Origin of the sequence: Embleya sp. NPDC127516 (assembly GCF_044765325.1) — a bacterium.
Taxonomy (GTDB): Bacteria; Actinomycetota; Actinomycetes; order Streptomycetales; family Streptomycetaceae; genus Embleya.
In genome coordinates this window covers 370,826-394,889 of sequence record NZ_JBIWJT010000008.1, presented here as the reverse complement: position 1 = coordinate 394,889, position 24,064 = coordinate 370,826, and the positions used below count along the sequence as shown (strand labels likewise).

General features: G+C 70.7%; 15 protein-coding genes. 6 read left to right on the top strand and 9 right to left on the bottom strand.

Annotation, left to right across the window (positions count from 1 at the left end):
* On the top strand, window positions 1-922 hold a 922-nt coding region (locus ACIRL2_RS18520; RefSeq protein WP_402233295.1), incomplete at its 5' end, for a class I SAM-dependent methyltransferase.
* A gap of 496 nt (window positions 923-1,418) precedes the next feature.
* Here ACIRL2_RS18520 and mshC read toward each other — a convergent pair.
* The 4 genes from mshC to ACIRL2_RS18500 form a co-directional block, all read right to left on the bottom strand.
* Window positions 1,419-2,645, bottom strand: coding sequence for a cysteine--1-D-myo-inosityl 2-amino-2-deoxy-alpha-D-glucopyranoside ligase (mshC, locus tag ACIRL2_RS18515; protein WP_395863492.1), 1,227 nt, complete (start codon window positions 2,643-2,645; stop codon window positions 1,419-1,421).
* Between the two features lie 277 nt (window positions 2,646-2,922).
* Window positions 2,923-3,771: an SCO1664 family protein gene (locus ACIRL2_RS18510; RefSeq protein ID WP_402233322.1), complete on the bottom strand. Its 849-nt coding sequence runs from the start codon at window positions 3,769-3,771 to the stop codon at window positions 2,923-2,925.
* Complete coding sequence (locus ACIRL2_RS18505; RefSeq protein ID WP_395863494.1) at window positions 3,741-4,310, bottom strand: DUF3090 domain-containing protein; 570 nt, start codon at window positions 4,308-4,310, stop codon at window positions 3,741-3,743. Before ACIRL2_RS18505 ends, ACIRL2_RS18510 begins: the two co-directional genes overlap by 31 nt.
* Before the next feature lie 310 nt (window positions 4,311-4,620).
* Window positions 4,621-5,346 carry a histidine phosphatase family protein gene (locus ACIRL2_RS18500; protein WP_402233291.1) on the bottom strand — a complete coding sequence of 242 codons (726 nt, stop codon included), beginning with the start codon at window positions 5,344-5,346 and terminating at the stop codon, window positions 4,621-4,623.
* Window positions 5,347-6,105: 759 nt separating this feature from the next.
* Here ACIRL2_RS18500 and corA point away from each other — a divergent pair.
* Together corA and ACIRL2_RS18490 are read left to right on the top strand one after the other, a co-directional pair.
* A complete protein-coding gene (gene corA / locus ACIRL2_RS18495; RefSeq protein WP_395863498.1) occupies window positions 6,106-7,080 on the top strand; it encodes a magnesium/cobalt transporter CorA in 975 nt (324 codons plus the stop codon).
* A gap of 414 nt (window positions 7,081-7,494) precedes the next feature.
* The gene (locus ACIRL2_RS18490; RefSeq protein ID WP_395863500.1) at window positions 7,495-8,118 is read left to right on the top strand and encodes a hypothetical protein; all 624 of its coding nucleotides are present in this window, start codon (window positions 7,495-7,497) and stop codon (window positions 8,116-8,118) included.
* 347 nt (window positions 8,119-8,465) lie between these two features.
* On the opposite strand, the gene ACIRL2_RS18485 is transcribed toward ACIRL2_RS18490, so the two are convergent.
* Complete coding sequence (locus tag ACIRL2_RS18485; protein ID WP_402233287.1) at window positions 8,466-9,515, bottom strand: LLM class F420-dependent oxidoreductase; 1,050 nt, start codon at window positions 9,513-9,515, stop codon at window positions 8,466-8,468.
* Window positions 9,516-10,056: 541 nt separating this feature from the next.
* Here ACIRL2_RS18485 and ACIRL2_RS18480 point away from each other — a divergent pair.
* Together ACIRL2_RS18480 and ACIRL2_RS18475 are read left to right on the top strand one after the other, a co-directional pair.
* On the top strand, window positions 10,057-11,037 hold the full coding sequence (locus tag ACIRL2_RS18480; RefSeq protein WP_395863504.1) for an aldo/keto reductase: 981 nt from the start codon (window positions 10,057-10,059) through the stop codon (window positions 11,035-11,037).
* Window positions 11,038-12,407: 1,370 nt separating this feature from the next.
* Entirely contained in the window at window positions 12,408-15,890 is a 3,483-nt protein-coding gene (locus ACIRL2_RS18475; protein ID WP_402233285.1) for a helix-hairpin-helix domain-containing protein, read from the top strand.
* Window positions 15,891-16,048: 158 nt separating this feature from the next.
* Here ACIRL2_RS18475 and ACIRL2_RS18470 read toward each other — a convergent pair whose 3' ends face one another.
* The 4 genes from ACIRL2_RS18470 to ACIRL2_RS18455 all read right to left on the bottom strand — a co-directional run bounded on the left by ACIRL2_RS18470 (window position 16,049) and on the right by ACIRL2_RS18455 (window position 22,470).
* Window positions 16,049-17,146: an ABC transporter ATP-binding protein gene (locus tag ACIRL2_RS18470; RefSeq protein ID WP_395863508.1), complete on the bottom strand. Its 1,098-nt coding sequence runs from the start codon at window positions 17,144-17,146 to the stop codon at window positions 16,049-16,051.
* 1,604 nt (window positions 17,147-18,750) lie between these two features.
* Window positions 18,751-19,563: an MOSC domain-containing protein gene (locus tag ACIRL2_RS18465; protein ID WP_402233281.1), complete on the bottom strand. Its 813-nt coding sequence runs from the start codon at window positions 19,561-19,563 to the stop codon at window positions 18,751-18,753.
* Window positions 19,564-19,777: 214 nt separating this feature from the next.
* A complete protein-coding gene (locus ACIRL2_RS18460) occupies window positions 19,778-20,302 on the bottom strand; it encodes a DUF6643 family protein (RefSeq protein WP_395863511.1) in 525 nt (174 codons plus the stop codon).
* Window positions 20,303-21,348: 1,046 nt separating this feature from the next.
* Window positions 21,349-22,470: a hypothetical protein gene (locus ACIRL2_RS18455; RefSeq protein ID WP_402233279.1), complete on the bottom strand. Its 1,122-nt coding sequence runs from the start codon at window positions 22,468-22,470 to the stop codon at window positions 21,349-21,351.
* On the opposite strand from ACIRL2_RS18455, the gene ACIRL2_RS18450 reads away from it, so the two are divergent.
* Entirely contained in the window at window positions 22,453-23,376 is a 924-nt protein-coding gene (locus ACIRL2_RS18450) for an ADP-ribosylglycohydrolase family protein (RefSeq protein ID WP_402233276.1), read from the top strand. The genes ACIRL2_RS18455 and ACIRL2_RS18450 overlap by 18 nt on opposite strands.
* Window positions 23,377-24,064: the final 688 nt, after the last annotated feature.

Sequence of the window (24,064 nt, the reverse complement as noted above, 5' to 3'; positions counted from 1 at the left end):
GATCCCGCCCGCGCTCCAGCGACTTCGCCCGGTGGTGGTCCCCCGGTCGCCCCGCTCGCAGCGCAACACCGTCTCGGGCGCGAAGCGCAACATCCGTCGGCACTACGACCTGTCGAACGAGCTGTTCGCGACCTTCCTGGACGAGACGATGGCCTATTCGTCGGCGGTGTTCGAGCAGGGCGCGGACGGCGGACCCAGGGCCGAGGAGGACGCGCTGACCGCGGCCCAGCACCGCAAGATCGACCGCCTGCTCGACCTCGCGAACGTGGGCCGGGGCACCCGGGTCCTGGAAATCGGCACCGGCTGGGGCGGGTTGGCCCTGCGCGCGGCCGAACGCGGCGCGTACGTGCACACCATCACGATCTCGGCCGAGCAGCGCGACCTGGCGATCGAGCGGATCGCCCGGGCCGGTTTCGCGGACCGGGTCGAGGTGGAACTGTGCGACTACCGCCGGGTGGGCGGCAGCTACGACGCGATCGTCAGCGTGGAGATGATCGAGGCGGTGGGGGAGGAGTACTGGCCGATCTACTTCGGCGTGCTGGAGCGACGGCTCGCCCCGGGCGGACGGGTCGCGCTCCAGTCGATCACGATGCCGCACGACCGGATGGTGGCCAGCCGTGACACGTACACCTGGATCCACAAGTACATCTTCCCCGGCGGCCTGATCCCCTCCGACGACGCGGTCCGCAAGGCGACTTCGGCCACCCGGCTGCGGGTCGCCGACAGCAGGTCGTACGGCCCGCACTACGCCGAGACGTTGCGGCTGTGGCGCGAGCGCTTCAACCGGCGCGCGGACGAGGTCGATTCGTTGGGCTTCGACCATGTGTTCCGGCGCATGTGGAACCTGTATCTGTCCTGGTCCGAGGCCGGTTTCCGGTCCGGCTACCTGGACGTGCGGCAATACCTGCTGATGGAGGCGTGACCACCTGTCGTCCGTCACATCGGTCATCCGCGTCCGTCGTCTGTCGTCGACGGCGTGACCGGGCCCGATCGGGTCCGGTCCGACCCCGGATCGCGGTCGGCCGCCCCGGACTCCCTCGGGTACCCCTCACCCACTTCTCGGAATGTGAGGGCTTCCCCTGAAGTGCCGGGACCGGCCCGCGTGATCTGCTGGGGTCGTGGACGAGGAGCCGTTCCGGTCGGCCGTCGCGGGGGTGTGGCCGGCCGGAGCGGTACCTGTTCGACGTCCGCCGCGAGGAGCCGGGATCACCCGGCTCGCCGCACCCGAAGGCCCCGACCGGGCACTGCCGGTCGGGGCCTTCGTGGTGCTCGGGGCTTCGGTCGTGCGGTGGTCGGGCCGGTTGTGGCCGGCCCGGGGACGGCGACCGGCGATCGTGGCGGTGTTCGACCGAGGCGAGGCGTCGGGTCGAGCGTCGGGGGTCGGCGCTCGCTGCGCCTTCGGGCGGGTGGCCCGAGGGTCAGAGGGCCACGCCGAGGATCGCGTCCAGGGCGCGAGAGGCCACGCCCGGAGCGGACATGTCGTCGCCGCCCTCGGCGAGTTGCCGGGCCGCCCACGCGTCCATCGCGGCCAGTGCGCCGGGGGCGTCCAGGTCGTCGGCCATGCGTTCGCGGATGCCGGCGAGCAGTTCGGTGGTGTCCGGCCCGTCCGGACGGCCGACCGCCGCGCGCCACGTGGCGAGCCGGGTGGTGGCGTCCGCCAGGACCTCGTCGGTCCACTCCCAGTCGCTGCGGTAGTGGTGGGCCAGCAGGACCAGGCGGATGGCCATCGGGTCCACGCCCTCGCGGCGCAGCTTGGAGACGAACACCAGGTTGCCGCGCGACTTGGACATCTTCTCGCCGTCGAGCGCGACCATGCCGGCGTGTACGTAGGCCTTCGCGTACGGCACCTCGCCGGTGACCACGTGCGCGTGCGACGCGCCCATCTCGTGATGCGGGAAGACCAGGTCGCTGCCGCCCCCCTGCACGTCGAAGCCCATGCCCAGGTACTTGAGCGCGATCGCCACACACTCGATGTGCCAACCTGGCCGGCCCGCGCCGAACGACGCGTCCCAGGACGGCTCGCCGGGCCGGGCCGCGCGCCACAGCAGCGGGTCGAGCGGGTCCTTCTTGCCCGCCCGCTCCGGATCGCCGCCGCGCTCGCCGAAGATCTCCAGCATTCGGGCGGCGGTGTAGCCGGAAACTCCGCCGAAGCGTTGGTCGGAAACGATCGAGAAGTAGATGTCGCCATCCACCGAGTAGGCCGCGTCCTTCGCGATCAGATCCTCGATCAGCGGCACGATCAGCGGGATCGCCTCGACCACGCCGATGTAGTTGGCGGGCGGGAGCACCCGCAACGACGCCATGTCCTCACGGAACAGCGTGGTCTCGCGCTGAGCCAGCTCGACCCAGTCGATCCCGTCCCGCTCGGCCCGCTCCAGGAGCGGGTCGTCGACGTCGGTGACGTTCTGCACGTAGTCGACTTCGAGGCCGGCGTCCCGCCAGACGCGCTGGAGCAGGTCGAACGCGACATAGGTCGCGGCATGCCCCATGTGGGTTGCGTCGTACGGGGTGATGCCGCACACGTACAGCCGCGCGACCGGTCCCGGGGTGATCGTCACATGATCGCGCACGGAGCTGTCGTACACGCGCAGGGACGCACCCTGACCAGGGAGAACGGGGAGCTCGGGTGCAGGCCAGGCATACATACGTATGAGACTAACGTCCGCAGGGGTGGAAGATCTTCCAGGGTTGACGGACCAATTTTCCGCGTCTTCGCCCAACGCCCCGGTCGGGGACCGCGTCGTCGCCCGGCGCTCGGGTCGAGGACACCGTCTCGTCGTCCGACGCTCCGATCCAGGACGCCGTCTCGTCGTCCCCTCCGACTTCGTCGTCCCCTCGGACGTCTTCGCCGAACCGGGATCCGAGCCCCGCCCGAGCCGGGGACCGAGCCCGGAGCCGGCCGCGGTCGGATCGGCGATCACGCTAGATCGGCGGCCACGGGATCACATGCCGGCGACCATCCGGCTTCGGAAGCCGGCCGTCGGCGAGCAGAACTCTCACCCGTTCGCGGGTCGCGGTCACCTCGTCCGGCGTAATCAACTCACCCAGGCGGGCACCGAGCGAACCCGCCAACTCGGCCGACAGCGACGTCAGCGCCGCGTGCGCGTCGGCCGCCAGCGGTTCGCCGGCCCAGCCCCACAGCAGCGTGCGCAGCTTGTCCTCGACGTGGAAGCAGATGCCGTGGTCGATCCCGTACACGTGCCCGTCGGGGCCGGGCAGCAGGTGGCCGCCCTTGCGGTCGGCGTTGTTGATCACCGCGTCGAAGACGGCGATCCGACGCAGTGCGTCGGCGGCGGCGTGCACGAGCAGCGCGGGCTGCTCCTTGCCGTGTTCGTCCGGGACGACCACGTGCGCGATCGGCTTCCAGGCCGGGCCCGGGTCCACGGCGGGCAGGATCGCCACCGGTTCCGGCTCGTCGTCGGCGGGCTTGTGGTCGATCCACACCTGGCACATGCCCGTGCCGTACGGACCCTCGCGCAACACGGTGGTCGGCACGATGTTCCAGCCGAGCGCCTCGGACACCTCGTACGCGGCCATCTCGCGCCCCGCCAACGTGCCGTCGGGGAAGTCCCACAGCGGCCGCTCGCCCGCGACCGGCTTCCACACGCAGGGCAGCGACACCCCGTCGAGCGTGGCCACGCAGTACAGCGTCGCGTTGGAGGCGTCCTCCAGGCGCGCCTGCACCGTCAGCTCGCCCCGGCGCAACAGCTCCGGGACGGCGGCGGCGTCGAGGACCGTGGTCAACGCCGATACCCGTTGGCGCGCGGGCAGATGTGGCCCTCGGGATCCATCGGCAGCCCGCAGAACGGGCACGACGGGCGGCCCGCCGCGACCACGAGCAGCGCGCGCTTGGCGAACGCCCGGGCCTGACCACCGGTGAGCCGGACCCGCAGCAACGGCGGCCCGTCCTCGTCGTCGTCATCGCCGAGCAGGGTGTCCTCGGGGGCGTCGTCGTCGGGGACCTGGGCCTGCGCCTCGACCACGAGACGCTCGTCGTCGGCATCCCACGCGAGCGCCATCGTGCCGACCCGGAACTCCTCCAGGATCGGCGGCAACAGCGGGCCGGAGTCCTCGAGTTCGGTCGGCGTCACGGCCGGCACGGCGGTTTCGCCGCCGGTGCGGCGAACCAGCTCGTCGAGCAATTCGTCGACGCGTTCGGCCAGTACGGACACCTGGGTCTTCTCCAGGGCGACGCTGGTCACGCGGCCGGCGGCGGAGGCCTGAAGGAAGAAGGTTCGCTGGCCGGGCTCACCTACGGTGCCGGCGACGAACCGCTCCGGGGGGTCGTACAGGAAGACCTGGCGGGGCACGAGCTGCTCCGTGTTTCTGTCGAGAGCGGGACGGGGTGGGTGGCGGTCTCGGGGCTGGTCTGTCTCGGAAGTCGTCTGTCGATGGGATGGCGGTGGAGCTGGTGTGGCGCGGACCGGTGTCCTACCCGGTCGTATCCGTTCATCCGGCCTATCCGGGTCCCGCACGGTTATATCCGCCGGATCCGAAGTGGTATTCCCGGATGATCCTGCCCGTTTCCACGGGTTCGATCTTGCCCGAATGATCCCGCCCCGGCGGGGGCGGTCCGGGTCGGGCGAGGGCGCGCGGGGGGAGTGCGCCCTCCCAAGCACCCTACGGCGCGCCGGCTCCGCCGCCCACCACCGCGTCACCCGACGCGGGCGCGTGCCGACCGTCCGGCGCCGACAGCAGCCCGGCCACCGAGCCGCCGGTGTCGTTGAGCCGTCCGACGCTCGGTCGGTGTGCGCCGTACGTGATCACCGTGAGCGAGCACGGGTCGACCTGGATGCGCTGGAACAGGTCCAGGTGCATCCCGAGCGCGTCCGCGACCAGGGCCTTGATCACGTCGCCGTGCGAGCAGACCAGGTACATCGCGTCCGCCCCGTGCTCGGCGGCGATCCGCTCGTTCCACTCCCGGACGGCGTCCACGGCCCGGGCCTGCGTGGTGCGCAGGGCCTCGCCCCCCGCGCCGGGGAAGGTGACCGCACTCGGATGCATCTGCACGGTCTTCCACAGCGGTTCCTCGGCGAGCTTCCTCAGCTCCCGCCCGGTCCAGTCGCCGTACCGACACTCGCCGACCCGCTCGTCCACCTGCGCACCGGTGTCCAACGCGAACTTGGTGCCGGCCCGGGCCGACAACACCGCCTCGGACGTCTGCCGACACCGCTCCAACGGACTGGTCACCACCGCCGCGAGCGGCACCTCGGCAATCCGCCGACCCAACGCCGCGGCCTGTTCCTCGCCCCGATCGTCCAGGAACACCCCCGGCGTCCAACCGGCCAACACCCCAGAGGAGTTCGCCGTGGTCCGCCCGTGCCGCACAAAGAGCACCGTCGTCATACCCCCAACCCTATGCGCCCCCGGAATCCGCCCCTTCCGCCGGCCGGCTGCGACGCGGCCGCGGCGCGAGGCCGCGGAGCGGGGGTGCGGGGCGGGAACCCGGGGCGCGTGACGGGGATCCGGGACGGGGGCAGAGACCCCGAGGCGCAGCGTGGGCCAAGGGTTCGGGGCGGCCCCGAGCCGCGGGCGTGGGCCTGGAGGTGGATAGGGCCGGCCCACCCAACAGCCCCCGGCACGCCCGACCGACGGCAGGCACCCCGGCCACGAGCCCGACCCGGGCCTCCCCCAGGCCGCCGAACCCGCCCGCACCTTGGCGCGTCAGCGCCCCCGACCCCGGCCCACCCCAGTGATCGACGCGCGAAGCGCGGAGAGCGGCGGAGCCGCAAGCTTGGGCTTCGTGCCCCGGAGCGAAGCGGAGGGACACGAAGCCCCGAGCGAGGCGCCGCCTTTTTTCTCGGAGGAGCGAAGCGGGGGAGAGAAAAAAGGCGGTGCCTCGCGAGCCGGCGACGAAGTCGCCCAACAAGCAGCAACGCCACGGGACACGACTCTGGCGCGTCGGCCCGCTGTCTCCGCGACTCGGGTCTTCCGGCCCGTCACTCTTGCGGCTCGGGTCTTCCGGCCCGTCACCCTTGCGACTCGGGCCTTCCGGCCCGTCACCCCCGCGACCCACCTCTCCCCACACCGCCCCGACTCAGCCCTCCCCACACAAAATCCGGCCTCGCGAGCCGACACCGCAGCCGTCACAACTAAAATGCCCCAGTGATCGTCGACTGCGCCATTTACACCAACGGCCGCCGGACCGAAGGCCCCGCCGACTTCTCGGATGCCTTGGACGAGGCTCGGCGGGTCGGTGACTCGTTCCTGTGGATCGGGTTGCACGAGCCGACGCCGAGCGAGTTCGATCTGGTGACCAGCGAGTTCGGGCTGCACCCGCTCGCCGTCGAGGACGCGCTGCACGCGCATCAGCGGCCAAAGCTGGAGACATACGACGATTCGATCTTTCTCGTGCTCAAGACCTTGCACTACTACGACGAGACCTCCTCCGTGGAGACCGGGGAACTGATGATGTTCGTCGGCGACTCGTTCGTGGTGACGGTGCGTCATGGGCCGGGTGCGGAGCTGAAGTCGGTCCGTCGCCGAGTCGAGAAGCAGCCCGAACTGCTCAAGCACGGCCCGGGCGCGGTGATGTACGCGGTTGCCGACGCCGTGGTGGACGCGTACCTGGCCATCGCCGGCGAACTCGAGACCGACCTCGAGGAACTGGAGGCGCGGGTCTTCTCGCCCAGCCGCGAGAACGACGCCGAACGCATCTACCTGCTCAAGCGCGAGGTCCTGGAGTGCCGGCGCGCCGCGCTGCCTCTGATCGAGCCGATACGGAAACTGGCCACGGTGGAGGTCGCCTTCGTACCCCCCGAGACCCGGCCGTTCTTCCGGGACGTGGCCGACCATGTGACCAGGGTCACCGAACAGATCGAGTCCTTCGACCGCTTGTTGTCCGACGTACTCGGCGCGCACCTCGCGCAGGTGGGCGTCCGGCAGAACGAGGACATGCGCAAGATCTCCGCATGGGCGGCGATCTTCGCCGTACCGACGATGATCGCCGGCGTGTACGGCATGAACTTCGACCACATGCCGGAACTCGGATCGGTGTGGGGCTACCCGGGCGCGGTCACCCTGATGGTGGCCTCATGCTTCGTACTGCACCGGATGTTCCGCAAGAGCGGATGGCTGTAACAAAGGACTCGCCACAGCCAACGAACCGGCCACAGCCAACAAACCGGCCACAGCCAACAAACCGGCCACACCGGCGCACCCGCCCCGGCCAACGAACACACCACGGCCAACGAACCCGCCACAGCCGGCGCATCCACCGCCATCAACGCACCCGCCTCACCCGCCTCACCCACCGGGCCCGGCCCCGCCGCGTCGCCTCGCGCTCCCGCCCCGCTCTCCCGCCCCATGCCCATCGCTCGTGTCCTTTGCCGCGTACGGTCGTTGACCTCTGTACCGGCCGTGGCGGGGACGCACTGGACTCCCCCGCCGCGGCCTGATTTCGTTCTGTGATCGATCAAGCGGTGGACCCTGGCGCCGCCCACGCCGGACTCTCGTAGGCTTCTGCTTGTACAGACGCGGCGGAAGCAGGTGGGGATGTTCGGCAAGTCGGGCAGGCAGCGCACATCGGGGACGCGCCCGGCCCAGGTTCCGGGGGCCGGAGCCGCCGGGGCCGACTGGTCCTCGCATACCCAGCTCGAGGACGCGGTGCGGTCCTACCTGCTGCACCCGGACGTGGCGATGGAGGCACTGGGCTCGGTGCTCGGCCGGCGTCCGGTGCGCGGGTTCACCCTCGAACGGGTCGTGGACATCAACGCGAACGGCACCTCGGTATGGCAGGAGGCCGCAGTCTGCGACGACCGGCGGCTCGTGCTCTGGCACAGCGAGGACATGACCGACCCGTCCGCCCCCGGTGGCACGGTGCTGGACTCCTCCGTGCAGGTGATTCCGCTCGGCTCGGTGTCGCACGTCGGGATACGGACCCTGGTGGGCACCGACACCGACGGACGGCGGCAGTTGCGCGGCGCGTTCGTGTTCCTGGCCACGCCGACCCTCCAGGAGATCGCCACCGTGCGCGGCGAGGACGGCGCGTCCACCGGCCGCTTCCGGCAGGAGGCCTACCGGTTCAGCAAGTCGCTGGAGGACGGCGGCCCGGGCCAGATCCGCCGCCTTCTGGAATTCGCCGAGGTGATCGCGGCGCGCGTCCCCGGCCCGCGCTGACGAGTGCGCACGACGCACCGGTAGGCGGCGGGTCCCACATCGCGGAACCCGCCGCCGGGGTACTCGAACCGACCGGCGCTACTCGACCCGGCTCGCGCCATCGACCGGGGGCCGTCCCCGCCGGGGCAGGCGCGGAGCCAGGACACCGAGTCGCCCAAGTCGCCGAAATCACCGACGTCACCAAGTCACCGACTTCACCGAGTCGCCGACGTCACCGAGTCGCCGAAGTCACGCAAGACGTAGAGAGAGTCACGCAAGACGTATAGGTCGCTGAAGTACATAAAGCACCCAAGGTGCCCAAGGCGCCCAAGGCGCCCGAAGCTCCCAAGACCCGTAGGTCGCTCGCCTCAGGACCCCGTGCCCGACAACTCCAACGCCTCCGCCGCGAGCCGCAGCGCCGCGATCCGCTCGTCGAGCGTGTTGCCGTTCGGCGCGATCGTCAGCGTCGTGACACCCGTATCGGCGTACGCCTGCATCCGCTCCGCGATCCGCTCCTTGCCACCGAGCAGGCTGGTCTTGTCGATGAAGTCGTACGGGACGGCCGCGCCGGCGCCCGAGTAGTCCTTGGCCAGGAACTTGTCCTGGATCTCCTTGGCCTCGGCCTCGTAGCCCATCCGGACCGCGAGCCGGTTGTAGAAGTTCTGGTCTCGGCTGCCCATCCCGCCCACGTACAGCGCGGCATAACCGCGTACCTGGTCGGCGGCCTGCCGCGGGTCGTCGCCGACCACGAGCGGAACGGTGGGCACGACGTCGAAGTCGGCCATCGACGCGCCGGCCTTCTCCCGGCCCGCGCGGATGTGCTTGAGCGACTCCTCGGCGTGCTCCGGCGCGTAGAAGACGCCGAGCCAGCCGTCGGCGATCTCGCCGCTGAGTTCGAGGTTCTTCGGGCCCACGGCCGCGATGTACAGCGGGATGTGCTCGCGTACCGGGTGCACGGTGAGCTTGAGCGGCTTGCCCGGGCCGCCGGGCAGCGGCAGCGTCCAGTTGGCGCCCTGGTGGTCGACCCGCTCGCGGCGCATCGCCTTCCGGATCACCTCGACGTACTCGCGGGTGCGCGCGAGCGGTTTGTCGAACTTGACCCCGTACCAGCCCTCGGACACCTGCGGCCCGGACACGCCCAGCCCGAGTCGGAACCGGCCGTTGGAGAGTACATCCAGGGTCGCGGCGGTCATCGCGGTCATGGTGGGCGTCCGGGCCGGGATCTGGAAGATCGCCGAGCCGACATCGATCCGGGTGGTCTGCGCGGCGACCCAGGACAACACCGTGGCCGCGTCCGATCCGTAGGCCTCCGCGGCCCAGCAGACCGCGTAGTCGAGACGGTCGGCCTCCTGGGCCACCGCCAGGTTGTCGGCGTCGTTGCCGGCACCGAAGTAGCCGAGGTTGATACCGAGTCGCATATTCGCGGACCCCCTGTTCGACGTCTGTCCGACGTCTCTCTCACGCCTGGGCGGCGTTCGGTTGCTTTCGTATTGACGTCGCGGTGTTCGTTGCCGCTCGGTTTCGCTTGTTGCTGCTCGTTGTCGACCGTTTCCCGACTGATACCCGGACGGCGTACCGTCCGGCATCGAGCGGGCCCTGGACGCATCCAGCCCTCGCGACACCGGCCGGATCACCATCCCGATCACTCCTGGATCGCCACCGGTCACCGACCGAATCAACGGACGATCACCGCCCGGATCAACGGACGAATCACCGGACGATCCCCGCCCGAATCACCGGACGATCACCGCCCGAATCACCGGACGATCCCCGCCCGAATCACCGGACGATTACCGCCCGGATCACGGCCGAATCACCGGACGATCCGGGCAAGCCGAGCAGCTCGTCTCGGCCGACCATATCGTGTGAGCTACCAGCCGGTAACCTACTCGGCCGGCATACCGCCGAACGGCCCCGCCAACGGCGGCGCGGGGGAGGGAACGGCTAGTCTCCGGTGCCATGGAGCAGCGACATCTCGGCCGCACCGGCCTGCGGGTCTCCCGCATGGGCCTGGGCACCATGACGTGGGGACGAGACACGGACGAGCACGACGCGGCCGACCAGATGAAGGCATATCTGGACGCCGGCGGCAACCTCGTGGACACCGCCGACGTGTACGCGGACGGCGAGGCCGAGTACATGATCGGCCGACTCCTGGACGGGTACATCCCGCGCTCGGAGCTGGTCATCGCCACCAAGGCCGCGAGCGTGCCGTACAGCGAACGCCGCTTCGACGGGTCGCGCGGACACCTGCTCCAAGCCCTCGACCACTCGCTGGCCCGCCTCGGCACCGACCACGTCGACCTGTGGCAACTGCACGCGTACGACCCGTCGACGCCGCTCGAGGAAACCCTGCACGCACTCGACCTCGCGGTCACCAGCGGCCGGGCCCGATACGTCGGCGTCTCCAACTTCTGCGGCTGGCAACTCGCGAAGGCGGCCACCTGGCAGTCCGCCGCCCCGGGCCGGGTGGTCGTGGCCAGCACCCAGATGGAGTACTCCCTGCTCCAACGCGGCATCGAACGCGAGGTCCTGCCGGCCGCTCTCGACTTGGGCGTCGGCCTGCTCCCGTGGTCGCCCCTCGGCCGAGGCGTCCTGACCGGCAAGTACCGCCACGCCATGCCCGCCGACTCCCGAGGCGCCTCCGCCCACATGGGCCCCTTCGTCGCCCCCTACCTCGACGACCACTCCCGCCGCATCGTCGACGCTCTCGCCACCGCCGCCGACGGCCTGGGCGCCGCCCCCATCGAGGTAGCCCTGTCCTGGGTCCGCGACCGCCCCGGCGTCGTCGCCCCGATCGTCGGCGCCCGCAACGCCACCCAACTCCGCGCCTCCCTGGCCGCCGAAGCAGTCGTCCTCCCCACCGAAATCCGCTCCGCCCTCGAAGACGTCTCCCAACCCATGACCGGCTACCCCGACCACACCTGGAGCCAGGCCTAACCCCACCAAACCACCCCCACCAACCACAGCCGCCATCGACACCGACGCCGGCTCACGCGGCGGCCGGTACGGGGCGAGGCCGGCCTGGGCCGGGTCGGACGGGCACGCCGGCCCGGGGTGGCCTGAGTCCGGGCTGGGGCTGGGTGTGACGGGGCGCGCCGGCGAGAGCGGGGTTCGATCGACGCCGGCCTGCGCGAGGCGGCCGGTACGGGTCCGGGCCGGGCTGTGTCGCACGGCGGCCCGGGGTTCCGAATCCGGGCTGGGCCGGGCCGGGCTGTGTCGGACGGCGCACTCCGGCCCGGGGTTCCGGGTCAGGGCTGGGCTGTGTCGGACGGCGCATGCCGGCGAGAGCCGGGCTCGATCGACGCCGGCCGGCGCGAGGCGACCGGTACGGGTCCCGGCTGGGCTGTGTCGGACGGCGCACGGCGGCCCGGGGTCCCGGATCCGGGCCGGGCTGCGTCGGGCGGCGCATGCCGGCGCGGGGTGGCCCGGTGGTTCGGGGGTTGGGCTGGGTCGGACGGGGCGCGCCGGCGAGAGCGGGGTTCGATCGACGCCGGCCTGCGCGGGCGGCCGGTATGGGGCGAGGCCGGGCCGGGCTGCGTCGAACGGCGCATGCCGGCTCGGGGTTCCGCGTCTGGGCTGGTTTGGGCTGCGTCGGACGGCGCACGTCAGCACGGGGGTGGCCGGGTGGTTCGGCAACTGGGCTGGGTCGGACGGGGCACGTTCGGCGAGAGCCGGACTTGGAATGGCGGCGGTGGTCGGGGATGGCTGGAGGAGCGGGGTTGAGGTGCGTTTCGGCTTCGCTGAGGCGAGGTGGCGCGGGCGCGGGCGTGTTGATGTGTGTGGTGGCGGGCCATTTGAAACGCGGGTGGCATCAGGCTTGGCTGCTTTCGTCGGCGTCGGCGTCGGCGTCGGCGTCGGTATCGGCGTCGGCGTCGGCGACGTCGGGGCGGGGCGCCGGGGCGGAGGGCGGCCCGGTTCGTCGCCCGGGGAGGGCCCGGCGCCAGGGACGAAGGTTCGGCCGTCGGCGGAACGGGGGTCCACCCCGAAGGGCTGCCTCGCCTGGATCGGAGGCCGGGTGCGTCCCGCGCGTGAGGTAGACCGTAGGTACGTTGCTGAGGCGTCGGCGGTCCCGACCATGGTCTTGACCAGTCGAGGTGGCGGCCGAGCGTCCGGTGGATTCGTACGTGTCGGGCCGGGCCTTCGGAGCGGCGGGAGGGTGGGGTGAGGCAGTTTGGGATCATCGATCCCGGTGCGGGCCGGTGATGCCGGCGTGGCCGGTGGTGCTTCGGGGCGTTCGAGCGAACGAGTTTGGGTCGGGTGTGGTTGACGTGGGTACGGGTGGCGTTGGTGGTGCAGGTGGTGTCGGCATGAGCGACGGCGACATGGAAAGCGGCCCGCAGGACGCCGTCGAGTCCAAGGCCGATGAACGAGGCGAGACCGAAGGCCGATCCGGCGGCGAGGGAACGTCCCAGACCGTTGACTCCGCGCTCACGAACCCGGAGGCCGCCTCGGCCCATGCCCCTGATGCCCCCGAGGCTCGTCCGAAGCCTGATCCGGTGGCCCTCCTACGCGATCAACTCGCAAGACTGGCGCGCGGCGAAGCCCCGACAGTCGTCGGCGGCGTCGACCACATCGATACCCCACACGGGGACGGCGCCGAGCGCGCCCGCAGACGTAGCGCGTTGGCCGCCGAAGCCGCCGAAGCGGCAGCCCTCGCCGCCGCCGAAACCGCCGCGCGCGAGGAGAACGCCACCAACGCATCGTCGACCAACGAAGAGAGCACCGCTCTCCACTCCCGCCCGATGCGCGACGTCGAACTGCCACCAACCGCACACACCGAGGCCACCACTCACAACCCTTCACCCACAGCCTCAACCACGGACAACACCCCCACCGCAGTGCCAAATCACGCCGCCGAGAGCACCGCTCTCGCCCCTGAGAGCGCCCCAAATCCACCTGCGGCCCCACCCGCCGACAACGACCAGAGCGCGGCGCGAAACGGAACCACCGAGAGCACCGCTCTCGCTGCCTCGGACGCCGCGAGCGCATCTCTGTCCCCGGCCGCTGTCGACGGTCCGGGTGAGGCGCAGGGTCGCCTCGCCGAGAGCACCGCTCTCACCTCTTCTGATGTCGCGAAGGCAGCGATGGCCGCACCTGTCGGCGATGAATCCGGTGGGACGCAGACCGGAAGAACCGAGAGCACTGCTCTCGCCGCTTCGGATGCCGCAGGCCCACCTTCGCCACCCGCCGCCGGCGACGGACCGGGTGAGGCGCAGGGCCCCCTTGCCGAGAGCACTGCTCTCGCCTCGTCGGAAATTGCTGGTGCAACACCGGCCTCGCTAGCTGGTGGCGAATCTGCCGAAGTGCAAGCCCGCCACCCTGAGAGCACTGCTCTCGACAATTCGGCGGCTGATCGCGGTGAGTCGAAGCCCGATGTTGAGAGCAGTGCTCTCGCCGACCGAAACCGCTCGGTAGTGACATCGAGCCCGGACCCCGAGAGCACCGCTCTCGAAGCTTCATCCGCTTCTGAGGCAATCTCGGAAAACGAGAGCAGTGCTCACGCGGATGCGATCGAAACCGGTTCGGTCCCGAGTCGAGAAGCCGAGAGCACCGCTCTCGCCGTCTCGGGCAGCGAGCGGGACGAATTCGAGCCAAAGATCGAGAGCAGCGCTCTCGACGGTCGAGGCGGTGTTAGCGACGCGCCACAGCCAGACGCAATGCCCGATCCGAAAACGGAGAGCGATGCTCTCGAACAGTCGGGTGCCGGCGGCGCGGTGCCGATGCCGGATAGCGAGAGCGGTGCTCTCGGTGATTCGGGGACCAGCGAGAGCGGAGGAAGGCCGGGGCGGGAGAGCGGTGCTCTGAGTGGAGAGCGGTGGCAACCAGGGAGTGGGGCGGAGGCGCACGCCGGCCCGGCTTCGGGGGGCGGAACTGGTCGGTCGAGTTCGCGTCGCGACAACATTGCCGGCGATGGTGGTTGGGTAGGGCCCGGAATCGGAGGCGCCGCGGAGGTAGTTGCGACCGCGAGATCCGCAGCAGGTGCGGCGAAAACAGCGCCGGCGCCGCCGCCGCTACCCGACCCGGCTCGGCGGCCCTTCGCCGCAGTCGTTGCCGACGTCGCCCGGCTCTTGGCGGCATCAGGGGCGCCCGAGCGGATGGCGCCGCAGGTGGCCACTGCGCTGGGCAGCGAGGCCGCAGAGACGTTGGCGGCCGATCCGTGGGCACTGCTCGCGGTGCCCGGGATCGCCCCTCAGCAGGCCGACCTGTTTGCCCGTGGGGCGCTCGGCGCCGGATGGATCGCCGACGATCCTCGACGGGTGCGCGCGATCGTGTTGTGGCTGCTGCGGCGGGCCGCTCGACAGGGCGATACCGCGATCGAGGCCGATGCCGCCCGGGCGGCGCTCGCGCACTTCGAGGTCGGCGACCCCGATACCGCGCTGCGGGCCATACTCGCCGAGGGCCGTGTGATGGCTTTCGCCGCAGCGCCGGCGGGGCTTGCGGACGCTGACGGCGACTTCGACGAAATCAGTGAACCCGCCGACGACTTCGATGCCGATTTCGATGAAGGCTTCGAAGAACCCGACGAACTCGCCGCCGTGGGCGGCGTTTTGCTCGCCCTGGACGATTACGCCCTCGCCGAGGAGGCTATTGCCGAAGCGGTCGTCCGGCTGATGTCCACGGTCGAACCGTGGCCGGAGACCGGCGACACCAAGCTCGATCGCGCGCTGGGTACGAACGGCGTCCTTCTGTACGCCGCGGGCCCCGGCGAGGAACCGCCGGCTGCGGTTCTGACCGTCGCCGCGAACGCTCGGAACGCCGGATTGCGGGTAGCCGTTGTCGCACCGACCATCGACGGCCGGGACCGACTCGGCGCGGGTGCGGTCGGACTCCGGGAACTGGCCGCGATGGAGCGCGGCCCGGACGGCACCCTCGAACTCGACCTCCTCGTCGTCACCGACGCGACGCTGCTCGACGTCACCGCCGCCGCCGCGATCTTCGAGGCCGTACCCGACGGTGCCAGGATCCTGTTGGCCGGCGACCCGGCCGGCCTCGAATCGACGGGTCCGGGACGGGTGTTCACCGACCTTGCGGCCACCGGTGCGATCCGCGCCCTGGTTGCTCCGACGGTTCCCGACGATCCGCCGGCGGCGCTCGCCGACGGCATTCGGGACGGCCGGCTGCCTCCGATCCAGGATCCCGAACGCCGCGTCGTTCTGATCCCCGCCCACAGCGGCGAGGAGGCAGCCCATCGGTGCGCGCAGCTGGTCGCCGACTCGATTCCGCGGGCGATCGGGATCGCGGCCCGGGATGTACTCGTGGTCGCTCCCCTTGCGACCGGTCCCGCCGGCGCGACGGCGCTGAACGCCGCGCTCAAGGTCAGGCTCAACCCCGGTCGGGAAACCGGCCCTGGGGCGGGGAGTTCCGCTGTGTCCGGCGACGGCGTGACCGGTGCGATCGACGTCGGGGACTGCGTGATTCGGGCCATGCCCGACGCAAGTGGCGGTGTGGTTCAGGGAATTGTCCGCGAGGCGCTTCCCGACGGCCGGGTGGTGGTGGCCTTCGGCACGGCCGCTCCGGAGGCCGTTCGGCGAGCCGAGCTGCGTCACGGCTGGGCCTTGACGGCCCGTCAATCCCTTGGCATCCGCCGCCCGGCGGCAGTCGTCGTACTCCCCGCCGAAGGTGCCGACGCCTACACCCGGGCCCTCATGTACACGCTTGTCACCCGAGGCGAACGCCACGTCTCGATCGTGCACGCGGCCGGCCCCGCACTCGCTGCCGCGGTCGCCGCCGACCCGACCCGTCTGCGCACCACCCACCTCCAGCAGGCATTGCGCGAGGCGGCGGGCTGAGCACACATCCGTGAACCCGCGTCCGGGCCGTGCGGGACGGCGGCTCGGACGCGGGGCCGGGTTGACGGGCGGACCGGCCGGTGCGAGAAGGCGCCGGGGCGGATGCGGGAAGGGGTCGGAAAAGATGCGGGCAGGGGCCGGGTGGGGAAGAAGTCGGTTCAGTCGGTGAGGCGTTCGCCCGTGGACTTCGAGAACTTGTGGATCTCGTCGGCGCGAGGGGTGAGGTGCAGGGTCTCGCCCTTTTGGGGAACATTGGCGCCGGCGACACGGACGACCAGTGTGGTGGGCGTGCCGCCGACCTGGGCGGTGCCGTATACGTAGGCGTCGGAGCCGAGTTCCTCGACGACGTCGACCGTGATGGCCAAGCCGCGCGCATCCGTGCCCGAGGTGACCTCGAGGTGTTCGGGACGGATGCCGACCGTGATTCGCTCGGCGTTCTCGGCTCGGGTGGTGGCCTGCGCTTCGCGGGTGAGCGGGACCAGGACGTCGCCGAAACGGATGCCGCCCTCGGTCAGTTCGGTGTCGATCAGGTTCATCGATGGTGAGCCGATGAAGCCGGCGACGAATACGTTGATCGGGCGCTCGTACATCTGGCGTGGTGTCGCGACCTGCTGGAGGATGCCGTCCTTCAGTACGGCGACGCGGTCGCCCATGGTCATCGCCTCGACCTGATCGTGCGTCACGTAAACCGTCGTGGTACCCAACCGCCTTTGTAGACCCGCGATTTGGATGCGGGTCTGGACGCGGAGCTTGGCGTCGAGGTTGGACAGGGGTTCATCCATCAGGAATACGCGGGGCTCGCGTACGATCGCGCGGCCCATCGCGACGCGTTGCCGCTGGCCGCCGGAGAGGGCCTTCGGCTTGCGATCGAGGTACTCGGTGAGGTCGAGGATCTTCGCGGCCTCGGCGACCCGCCGGGCGATCTCGTCCTTGGATTGATGTGCGATCTTGAGCGCGAAGGCCATGTTCTCGGCCACCGTCATGTGCGGGTAGAGCGCGTAATTCTGGAACACCATCGCGATGTCGCGCTCTTTGGGTTCGAGGTTCGTGACGTCCCGGTCGCCGATTCGGATCGCGCCGGAGTTCACGTCCTCCAGGCCCGCGAGCATGCGGAGAGCGGTGCTCTTGCCGGAGCCGGACGGGCCGACCAGGACCAGGAATTCCCCGTCGCCGATTTCGAGCGAGAGGTTGTCGACGGCGGGCCTGTCGCCCTTGGTGTACCGACGGGTGGCGCGGTCGAACGTGACGGTGGCCATGTGGTCGTGTCCCCTCACCCGGCAGGAACGTGCCGGACGGTCCGAGGTAGTGGGGGATTCAGCGTGCCCGGCGCGGGGCGACCCGGAACGGCGCTGGATCGAGGCGCGCGGGAGGAGCCGCCCGCGCGGGTGACGGTAGTGCGCCAAGTGGCGGTACGGCACGGCGGTGTAGCAAGGCGCTGTGGGCGCAGGGGCGGACGAGGCAGGTGTCACCCGGCTGTGCGCGCCGGTGGCCCTGACGTCGAACCGGCGTGGGTGGGGCGATGGGTAGGGTTATGCGTCGGTTGGCGGGCCCACCATGGGCCCCGGCCGGCCGACGGCCTTGTCCGACGACGGCTCAGCTTCCCGCTGCCGGACGTGACGGCCGGGCGTGCGGGCGGGCGGGGCGTGCGACGGAGGGCCGGGGGACGGACGGTCGCCCGCGCGTCGAACATCCCTGTCCCGCAGTTGCCTTCGTGTGTCGATGGATGGCTACGTGATACCGCGTGCACGTCAGCCCTGCGTCGAGCGGTGGCGTGTGTGACGGCTCGACGGGCGGGCGTACGGCCGCCCGCGCATGGGTAGCCGGTTGTCGCCGCTCGGCCGGGTGTGGACGTGCTTTGTTTGGACTGAACTCTCCTGCGCGGGCGCGCGGGCGTTGCTGCCGGTGCGGGGTCGGGCGGGCGGATCCGGTGTGCTGAAGGGGGTGCGTCGGTGCTCCATCAGGTGAGGAGGTGCCGTCCACGGTGGCGATATGCCGGACACCGAATGGCGGTTCGCTTGTGTCGATCGCGGCGACACCGCTGCGTGCCACCTCGCGGCCTCCTCCGTTGACCGCCGGCCGCCCGCCGGGCCGGCGCCCCTCGCGTGCCGATATCTGCCGCCGCCCGCAGCGGCGAAGCGTGGCGTCCACTCGCCGTTGGACGTTCGTCGAGTCCGGCTCATCGGCTGCCCTCCCGTCGTGGACCTCTTGGGCGATAAGAGCACCCATCGGCACCGGGCCTGTCCTGACGATCGAGCTGGACGGACGTCCTTACGGTGGGTGCGACTTACGACCAGCGCGCTCGCCGAATGGCCACCTCCGCGCGCCGGCACGGCGATGGATGGCCAAGTCGTACGGGGGTACCTTGCCGGGCTGAGGAGCCGTCACCCGCTTGAGCCGCGGGCGTTGCGCTACCCGGCGCGAAACGATGCGTCGCCGCCGGGCGCCCGGCCGTCCGACCCCGGGGTCACCGGCCGCGGGCCGCTTGCCCTCCGTCGGCGCCAAGCCGCGAGGCCGATGACACCCGAACTCGCGCCTCCGTACCATCCGGTCGTTCCTGCCGGCGTCGGCTCGGAGGGGATGGTTGCGTGTGGCGCGGTGGTGTGCCGTGGGCGGACTTTCGTCGGAGCGGTCCGAACGCCGCCGCCCCACTGCCGTCTTCACCCAACGGCGCGCACGGACCGGGCCCGCCGGCAAGATGCCCCTCCGTACGCGGTCAGTTCGCCGAGCGATGTCTGGCCTGACCTCGAATGGACGTGCGGAAGCCGAGCCGGGCCGGTCGTGATGTTGGCCCATCCCAGTCGATGCGCGTTTCCGGTGTCGGGTGGTCTCGCCTGCCGGGCGTCGAGTGCTCGTGGGTGGGTCAGTTGGTTTCGAGGACCTCGACGAGGGCGCCGACGTGGAGGATGGCCTTGGTGTTCGGGGAGAGTTCGGGGATCAGGTTCTGGCCGAAAATGAGCTTGTTGCCGAATCGACGGTGTTTCCCGAGGGACTTGAGCGGCTCTGGGCCACGGGCGCCGGTGTGTTGGTCGGTCGTGGTGATCACGCAACGCGAACACGGCTTGACCACACGGAAGATGACGTCGCCGATTCGGACTCGGCGCCAGTTGTCCTCGGCCCAGCCTTCGGGTCCGTCGATGACGACGTTGGGGCGGAAGCGGTTCATCGGCAGCTGCGAGTCCATGACGGTGTTCAGTGCTTCGAGTGAACCCTTCGTGGTCAGCAGCAGCGGAAATCCGTCCGCGAAACTCACCCGATCGGATGCATCCGCGAAGCGCTGATCGGGCGTTCGTCGGGTCGGGTCGTCGAGATGGACCAGTCGGACGTCGATGCCCAGCAGCTTTCCGAACCACGTGTGCGCGTCGTCCGGACCGACAGCGGCCTCGAGTTCGTCGTTCCAGACGGTCACCGGGACGAGCCGGACCTCGGCAGTCGGCTCGATCCACAGTTCGTCCATCGAGGGCGCGCTTACGGCGAGTCGCCCGTCCGCCTCCTGACGTACCGTCACGGTCGCGAGCAGTGGCTGCTTGCGCTGGCTGACGAACCGTCCGGTCTCGTCCACGAGCATCCAACGCCGGTCGTCGGCAAGACCCCAGGGTTCGACCACGGCCTCGGAGAGGTCGATACCGCGTGCGGACTTGATCGGATACACGTGCAAGGAGGCGAGGTGGTGCATGCGTTCACTTTTTCACGCCGGTCCGGGGGAGGCCGGCGGGGGATCGGTGCGACGCCGCCCTGTTCGGGAGGTGCCACACGACGTGCGGTGGAGCGACTCGATGCTCGACGCGATTCCCGACTCGTGCACGTGGCGACGGGTCGGATCCGCGCGAGTCGTCGAGTACGTACGGCTCGGGTACTCGACCGGCAGTGTCCTACGGCCGGTGCGCGAATCAGTAGCGAGGCGGGAACTGGCCCGGCTCACCCATGTTCGGCACGCGCGGCGTCGGGACCTGGGGCGGCTGCACGTACTGCGCGGCGTACTGCCCGGCGCCGGGCTGCGGCGCCTGGTGCACGGCCTGCTGAGGTGCCTGCGGCGCAGCCGGGGCCATCGACGCGTAGCCCGACAGGTGCGCGTTGTTGTACTGACCGCCGCCGTACTGCGGGGAACCGCCGCCGTATTGCGCCGGCACCGGCAGCGGGGCGGGCAGCGAGGGCATCGGGGCCGGCGTGTTGTAGCCGTAGCCCGGGGCCGACGCGCCGTAGGCCGGAGCGGGCGACGAGTACGAGGACGGGAGGGCCGGGAGGGCGGGGAGCGCCGGTCGTTCGCCGAAGAGCGGGTGCATGGCGAAGTCCGGCATGGGGAGGTTGAAGGGGCCGATCTCCGGCCGGCCCCGTTCGGCCACCAGCCGGTCGTAGATCGGGGTCTCCGAATACGGCGAGTAGATGCCGCCGTCATAGGCGCGAGCCGAGGTCATGGCCGATAAGGTACGCGATTCGCGGCGCTTGCGAACCCCCTGGGTCGTGACGAATTTCAGCGGGTCGCGTCTGGACTTCGTCAAGCCTTGCCAATGGCCTCGGCCGGGGCGGTTCCGTAGCCTGCGCAGGGCATGTGATAGGGCGTCACATTTGGGTCGAATCAGCCGTGTAGGGCGTCTGGCCTTTCACCAAGCGGCCGGCGCATGATGCGGTACGAGCGGGCTTCGTCACGCGCAGTCGCGATCGGCTGCCGGTGGCAAGGCCATGAACGTCCCGGGCAGTGCCGCCCGCCGGTCGGTGCCGGCCTGCCCACCCGGCCGGGGAGGACTACGTGCGGTACGACTCGCAAGAGGCGCAGGACGGGCGCAGCGAAGGGCAGCAGGCGCCGGAACAGGCGCGGGGGCAGGTGCAGGTGCAGGCACTGGGTCGGGCGCACGATCGGGATGGGGAACGGGAGCGGGCTCGCATCCGGCGGGGTCGGTGGGGAGGGCCGGCGGCGCGGGACGCGGAGGGTGTTGCGGAGGCGGCGACGAGGGCGGCGGCAGCGGCGGCGCGGGCAGTGCGGCCGGATGGGGGTGCTTCGTCGGAGGCCTCGGGTGCGGCGGATGTGGCTGATCCGTCGGGGGTGTTGGGTGGCGTGGGTGATGGGTTGCGTGCCGGCGATGGCGTGGGTGGGACGGCGGACGGTTCCGGTGATCGGGGCGTAGCGGAACCGGCGCGGGAGTTGCTGGTGCCGCGGTCGGTGCTGCGGGCCGAGGGGGGTCGAGATTCGGACGACTTTGGGTCGGGCCGTCGAAGGCGGGCTGGTCGAAGGCCGGGCGGGAGCGGCCGGCGTCGAGGCCGCGCGGTGGGCGAGGGCCAGGGTGAGGCCGCAGCCGGAGGCGGGGCCGGGATTGGAGCCGGCCGTGCGGACAAGGGTTGGGGCGGCGACGCTCGGCTCGGAAGCGGTCCTCGTGGTGATGACCGGGGTGGGCGGGGAACTGGCGCCGGCGGCGGTGGCATCGGCGAGGCTCCGGCAGCCGACTCCGAACTAGGCGCGAGTGACTTAGCCTGCGATGGGCGGGGCCGCCGAGTCGTGGTTCGCGACGCCGGAGCCGCGGGCGATCGCGTGCGAGCCGGCGTTGATCGTGACGGTCCGGCTTTCGGCGACGGAACGCGAATTCCTCGGCGCCCAGATCGTCTGTCGCAAGACGATCGGCTCGGCGATGGTCGGTTCGACAACGACGACGGGGGCCGTGGCTCGCGCCAGCCCGGCGATCGGCCTGGCGATCGTCGAGCGCCAGATCGTCAGCCGCAAGATGATCCGACCCGTGACGTTCGGGCTTCGGATGATGGGCGACGAGATGTTCGCGAGGGAGATCCTGCGGAGCGGGGCGAACGCTCCGACGGAGGTCGAGTTCGAGCTGGTGGGGCGGTAGGCGCTGACCGAGACCAGGGTGGCGGGGCGCGAGATGATCGCGAGCGAGATTGTCTGACGGGAGATGATCGGAACGGCGATGGTACGGCTCGAGATCGACGAATCGATGGTGGTCGAACCGGCGGGAGTGGGACTTTGGGCGACCGAGTTCAGGGTGGGCGGGCGCAGGATGGTCGCGACCGAGACCGTCTGGAGGGGGATCGCATCGGCCGAGATCATCTTCATCGAGATCATCTGAACCCAGCCCGTCCGGGGCCAGAGCTTCTTGGGCAAGACCGCCTTGATCAAGAGCGCATCGCCGAAGGCCGTCTTGCTCAATATCGTCTTGATCAAGACGATATTGCTCGGGATGGTGTTTCCGCTGACCGTCTTGCTCAAGACGGTGCCGCTCCGGAAGATGCTGCCCAAGGCCGTCTTGCTCAAGATCGTCTTGTGCAAGATCGGGTGGATCGAAGTCGTCTTGGTCGAGACCGTCTGGAACGGCAGCGTCTTGGGCGAGACGAAACCGGTCGCGCCAAAGCAAATGCGAGCAATTCGAATCGAGGCGAGCTGAATCGGGGCGAAATTGCCCGAGATGAGCCGGCTCGAGGCGAGCCTAAGCGGCGGCGATCGCCGAGAGGTGTCCCGGTCCGGGCGGATCGGAGCAACGGCGGCCCGGATGACGCCGATCGATTCCTGGACGACGCGCTTCCCCCGGCCGGGGCCATCGACCCACCGCCACCCGGTGTCGCGTTGCTGGACCGCATCCACGGAGGCTGGATCGGACGTTGCCTTGGCGCCCATGAGGCGGCGCGTATCCCGGGCGGGTCGGGTGTGCCGGATGTCGCTCGCGCGGAGGACCGTAGCGACGCGATCGATCGAGCCGTGCTGAGTCTGCGGGTGTTGGAGTTGCACGGGCCGGGATTCACGAGTGCGCAGGTCGGGGCGTTGTGGTTGCTGACGCTGCCGTTCCTGCGTCCACGTCCGGCGGAGCAGGCCGCGTATCTGGCCTTGCTGGGTGGTGCGTTGCCGCCGGCGACGGTGTCTGCCGGGAGTGCTCGCGGTGATACCGATGAGGCGATGGCGCGAGCGGATCTGTACGGGTACGTGGCTCCCGGCGATCCCAGGCGGGCGGCGCGGTTGGCGCGTAAGGACGCGGTTGTCTCGCACGCGGGTGAGGGGCTGTACGCGGCGATGTGGAGTGCGGCGCTTGCGGCGGCTGCGTTCACGGCGCGGGATGCGGCGCAGGCGGTCGGTGTGTCGTTGCGGCATGTGCCCCTCGAATCGCGGTTGTCGGGCGCGATTCAGGGTGTTCTGGTCGCCTATACGCGTGGGCGGACCTGGGAGCAGGCGGCGGCCGAGGTGCATCAGCGCTACGGAACCACCACGCGGGGGGATGCGCTTGGGAACGCCTGCCTGGTCGCGGCGGGGCTGCTCTGGGGCGATGGGGATCCGTGTCGGCAGATCGGCCTGACGGTACGCGGGGGCTTGGATATCCAAACCACCGCGCCGGTGGCGGGGTCGATCGCCGGCGCCCTGTATGGCGCGGCGGCGGGCTGGCCGTCGATGGCGCCGAGTCGGGTCAGGACCGGGCTGCTGGGGCAAGAGGCCTGCGTACTGGAGGAGTTGGCGCAGCGAACCCTTGCGGTGACCCGCGCGGAGGCGCCTTTGTGGTGAGGGATGGGTGGAGGCGCGGTTGATGAGGGCTTGGTGAGAGTTGGATGAGGGCCACGTAAGCGCGGTGGCGTTGACGAATTGCGTGGATTGCGGGGCGGCGGGGCGGCCGGACTACGGGGTCGCGCTCTGGCGCTTCCGCTTCAGCGTCATGGTGCTCGGCTTCGCCGCTCGGTCCTGTGGTTCTGGTTCATGTGCCAGGAGGCGGGCCGGTCTTGTGCTGGGCTGGGGTGGGCGGCGATGAGGTGACGGGTGCGTGCCGCGGAGGCGATTTCGTGGCGATCCGCCAAGTGTCTAGGGGCCAACAGCGGCGGATGGTTGTGGAGTTCCGGTATCTGTGGGCCCGGTGGCCACAGGGCCAACCCGTTCGCTGCCGGACTTCGCAGCCCGCCACGGTCCGCTTCCGGTCGGCCACCGCCCACCGGTCACCGCCCACCGCCCGCCGCCCACCGGCACCGACTGGCCGCCCGTCACCCGCACGCCGCCGCCCACCGGCCGTCATCGGCCGCCGGCCGCCGCTGCCCTCCCGCTGTCAGCGACCCCGCCGCCGGCCGCCGCCCTCACCGGCCGCCCCCGGGGGTCCGGCATTGTTGCTGCTGTTTGGTGGCGATCTTTGGGGGTTGCTCTGGTGCTGGACCTGGATGCGTTGGTGGGGCGGGTGGCGAAGGGGAGCGGCACAGGGTGTGGAGTG

Bases quoted from the DNA above. Each gene is read 5' to 3' on its own strand.
- mshC (WP_395863492.1), bottom strand. From the start codon at position 2,645: ATGTATGCCTGGCCTGCACCCGAGCTCCCCGTTCTCCCTGGTCAGGGT.
- ACIRL2_RS18500 (WP_402233291.1), bottom strand. From the start codon at position 5,346: ATGACGACGGTGCTCTTTGTGCGGCACGGGCGGACCACGGCGAACTCC.
- ACIRL2_RS18490 (WP_395863500.1), top strand. From the start codon at position 7,495: ATGTTCGGCAAGTCGGGCAGGCAGCGCACATCGGGGACGCGCCCGGCC.
- ACIRL2_RS18485 (WP_402233287.1), bottom strand. From the start codon at position 9,515: ATGCGACTCGGTATCAACCTCGGCTACTTCGGTGCCGGCAACGACGCC.
- ACIRL2_RS18480 (WP_395863504.1), top strand. From the start codon at position 10,057: ATGGAGCAGCGACATCTCGGCCGCACCGGCCTGCGGGTCTCCCGCATG.
- ACIRL2_RS18475 (WP_402233285.1), top strand. From the start codon at position 12,408: ATGAGCGACGGCGACATGGAAAGCGGCCCGCAGGACGCCGTCGAGTCC.
- ACIRL2_RS18470 (WP_395863508.1), bottom strand. From the start codon at position 17,146: ATGGCCACCGTCACGTTCGACCGCGCCACCCGTCGGTACACCAAGGGC.
- ACIRL2_RS18465 (WP_402233281.1), bottom strand. From the start codon at position 19,563: ATGCACCACCTCGCCTCCTTGCACGTGTATCCGATCAAGTCCGCACGC.
- ACIRL2_RS18460 (WP_395863511.1), bottom strand. From the start codon at position 20,302: ATGACCTCGGCTCGCGCCTATGACGGCGGCATCTACTCGCCGTATTCG.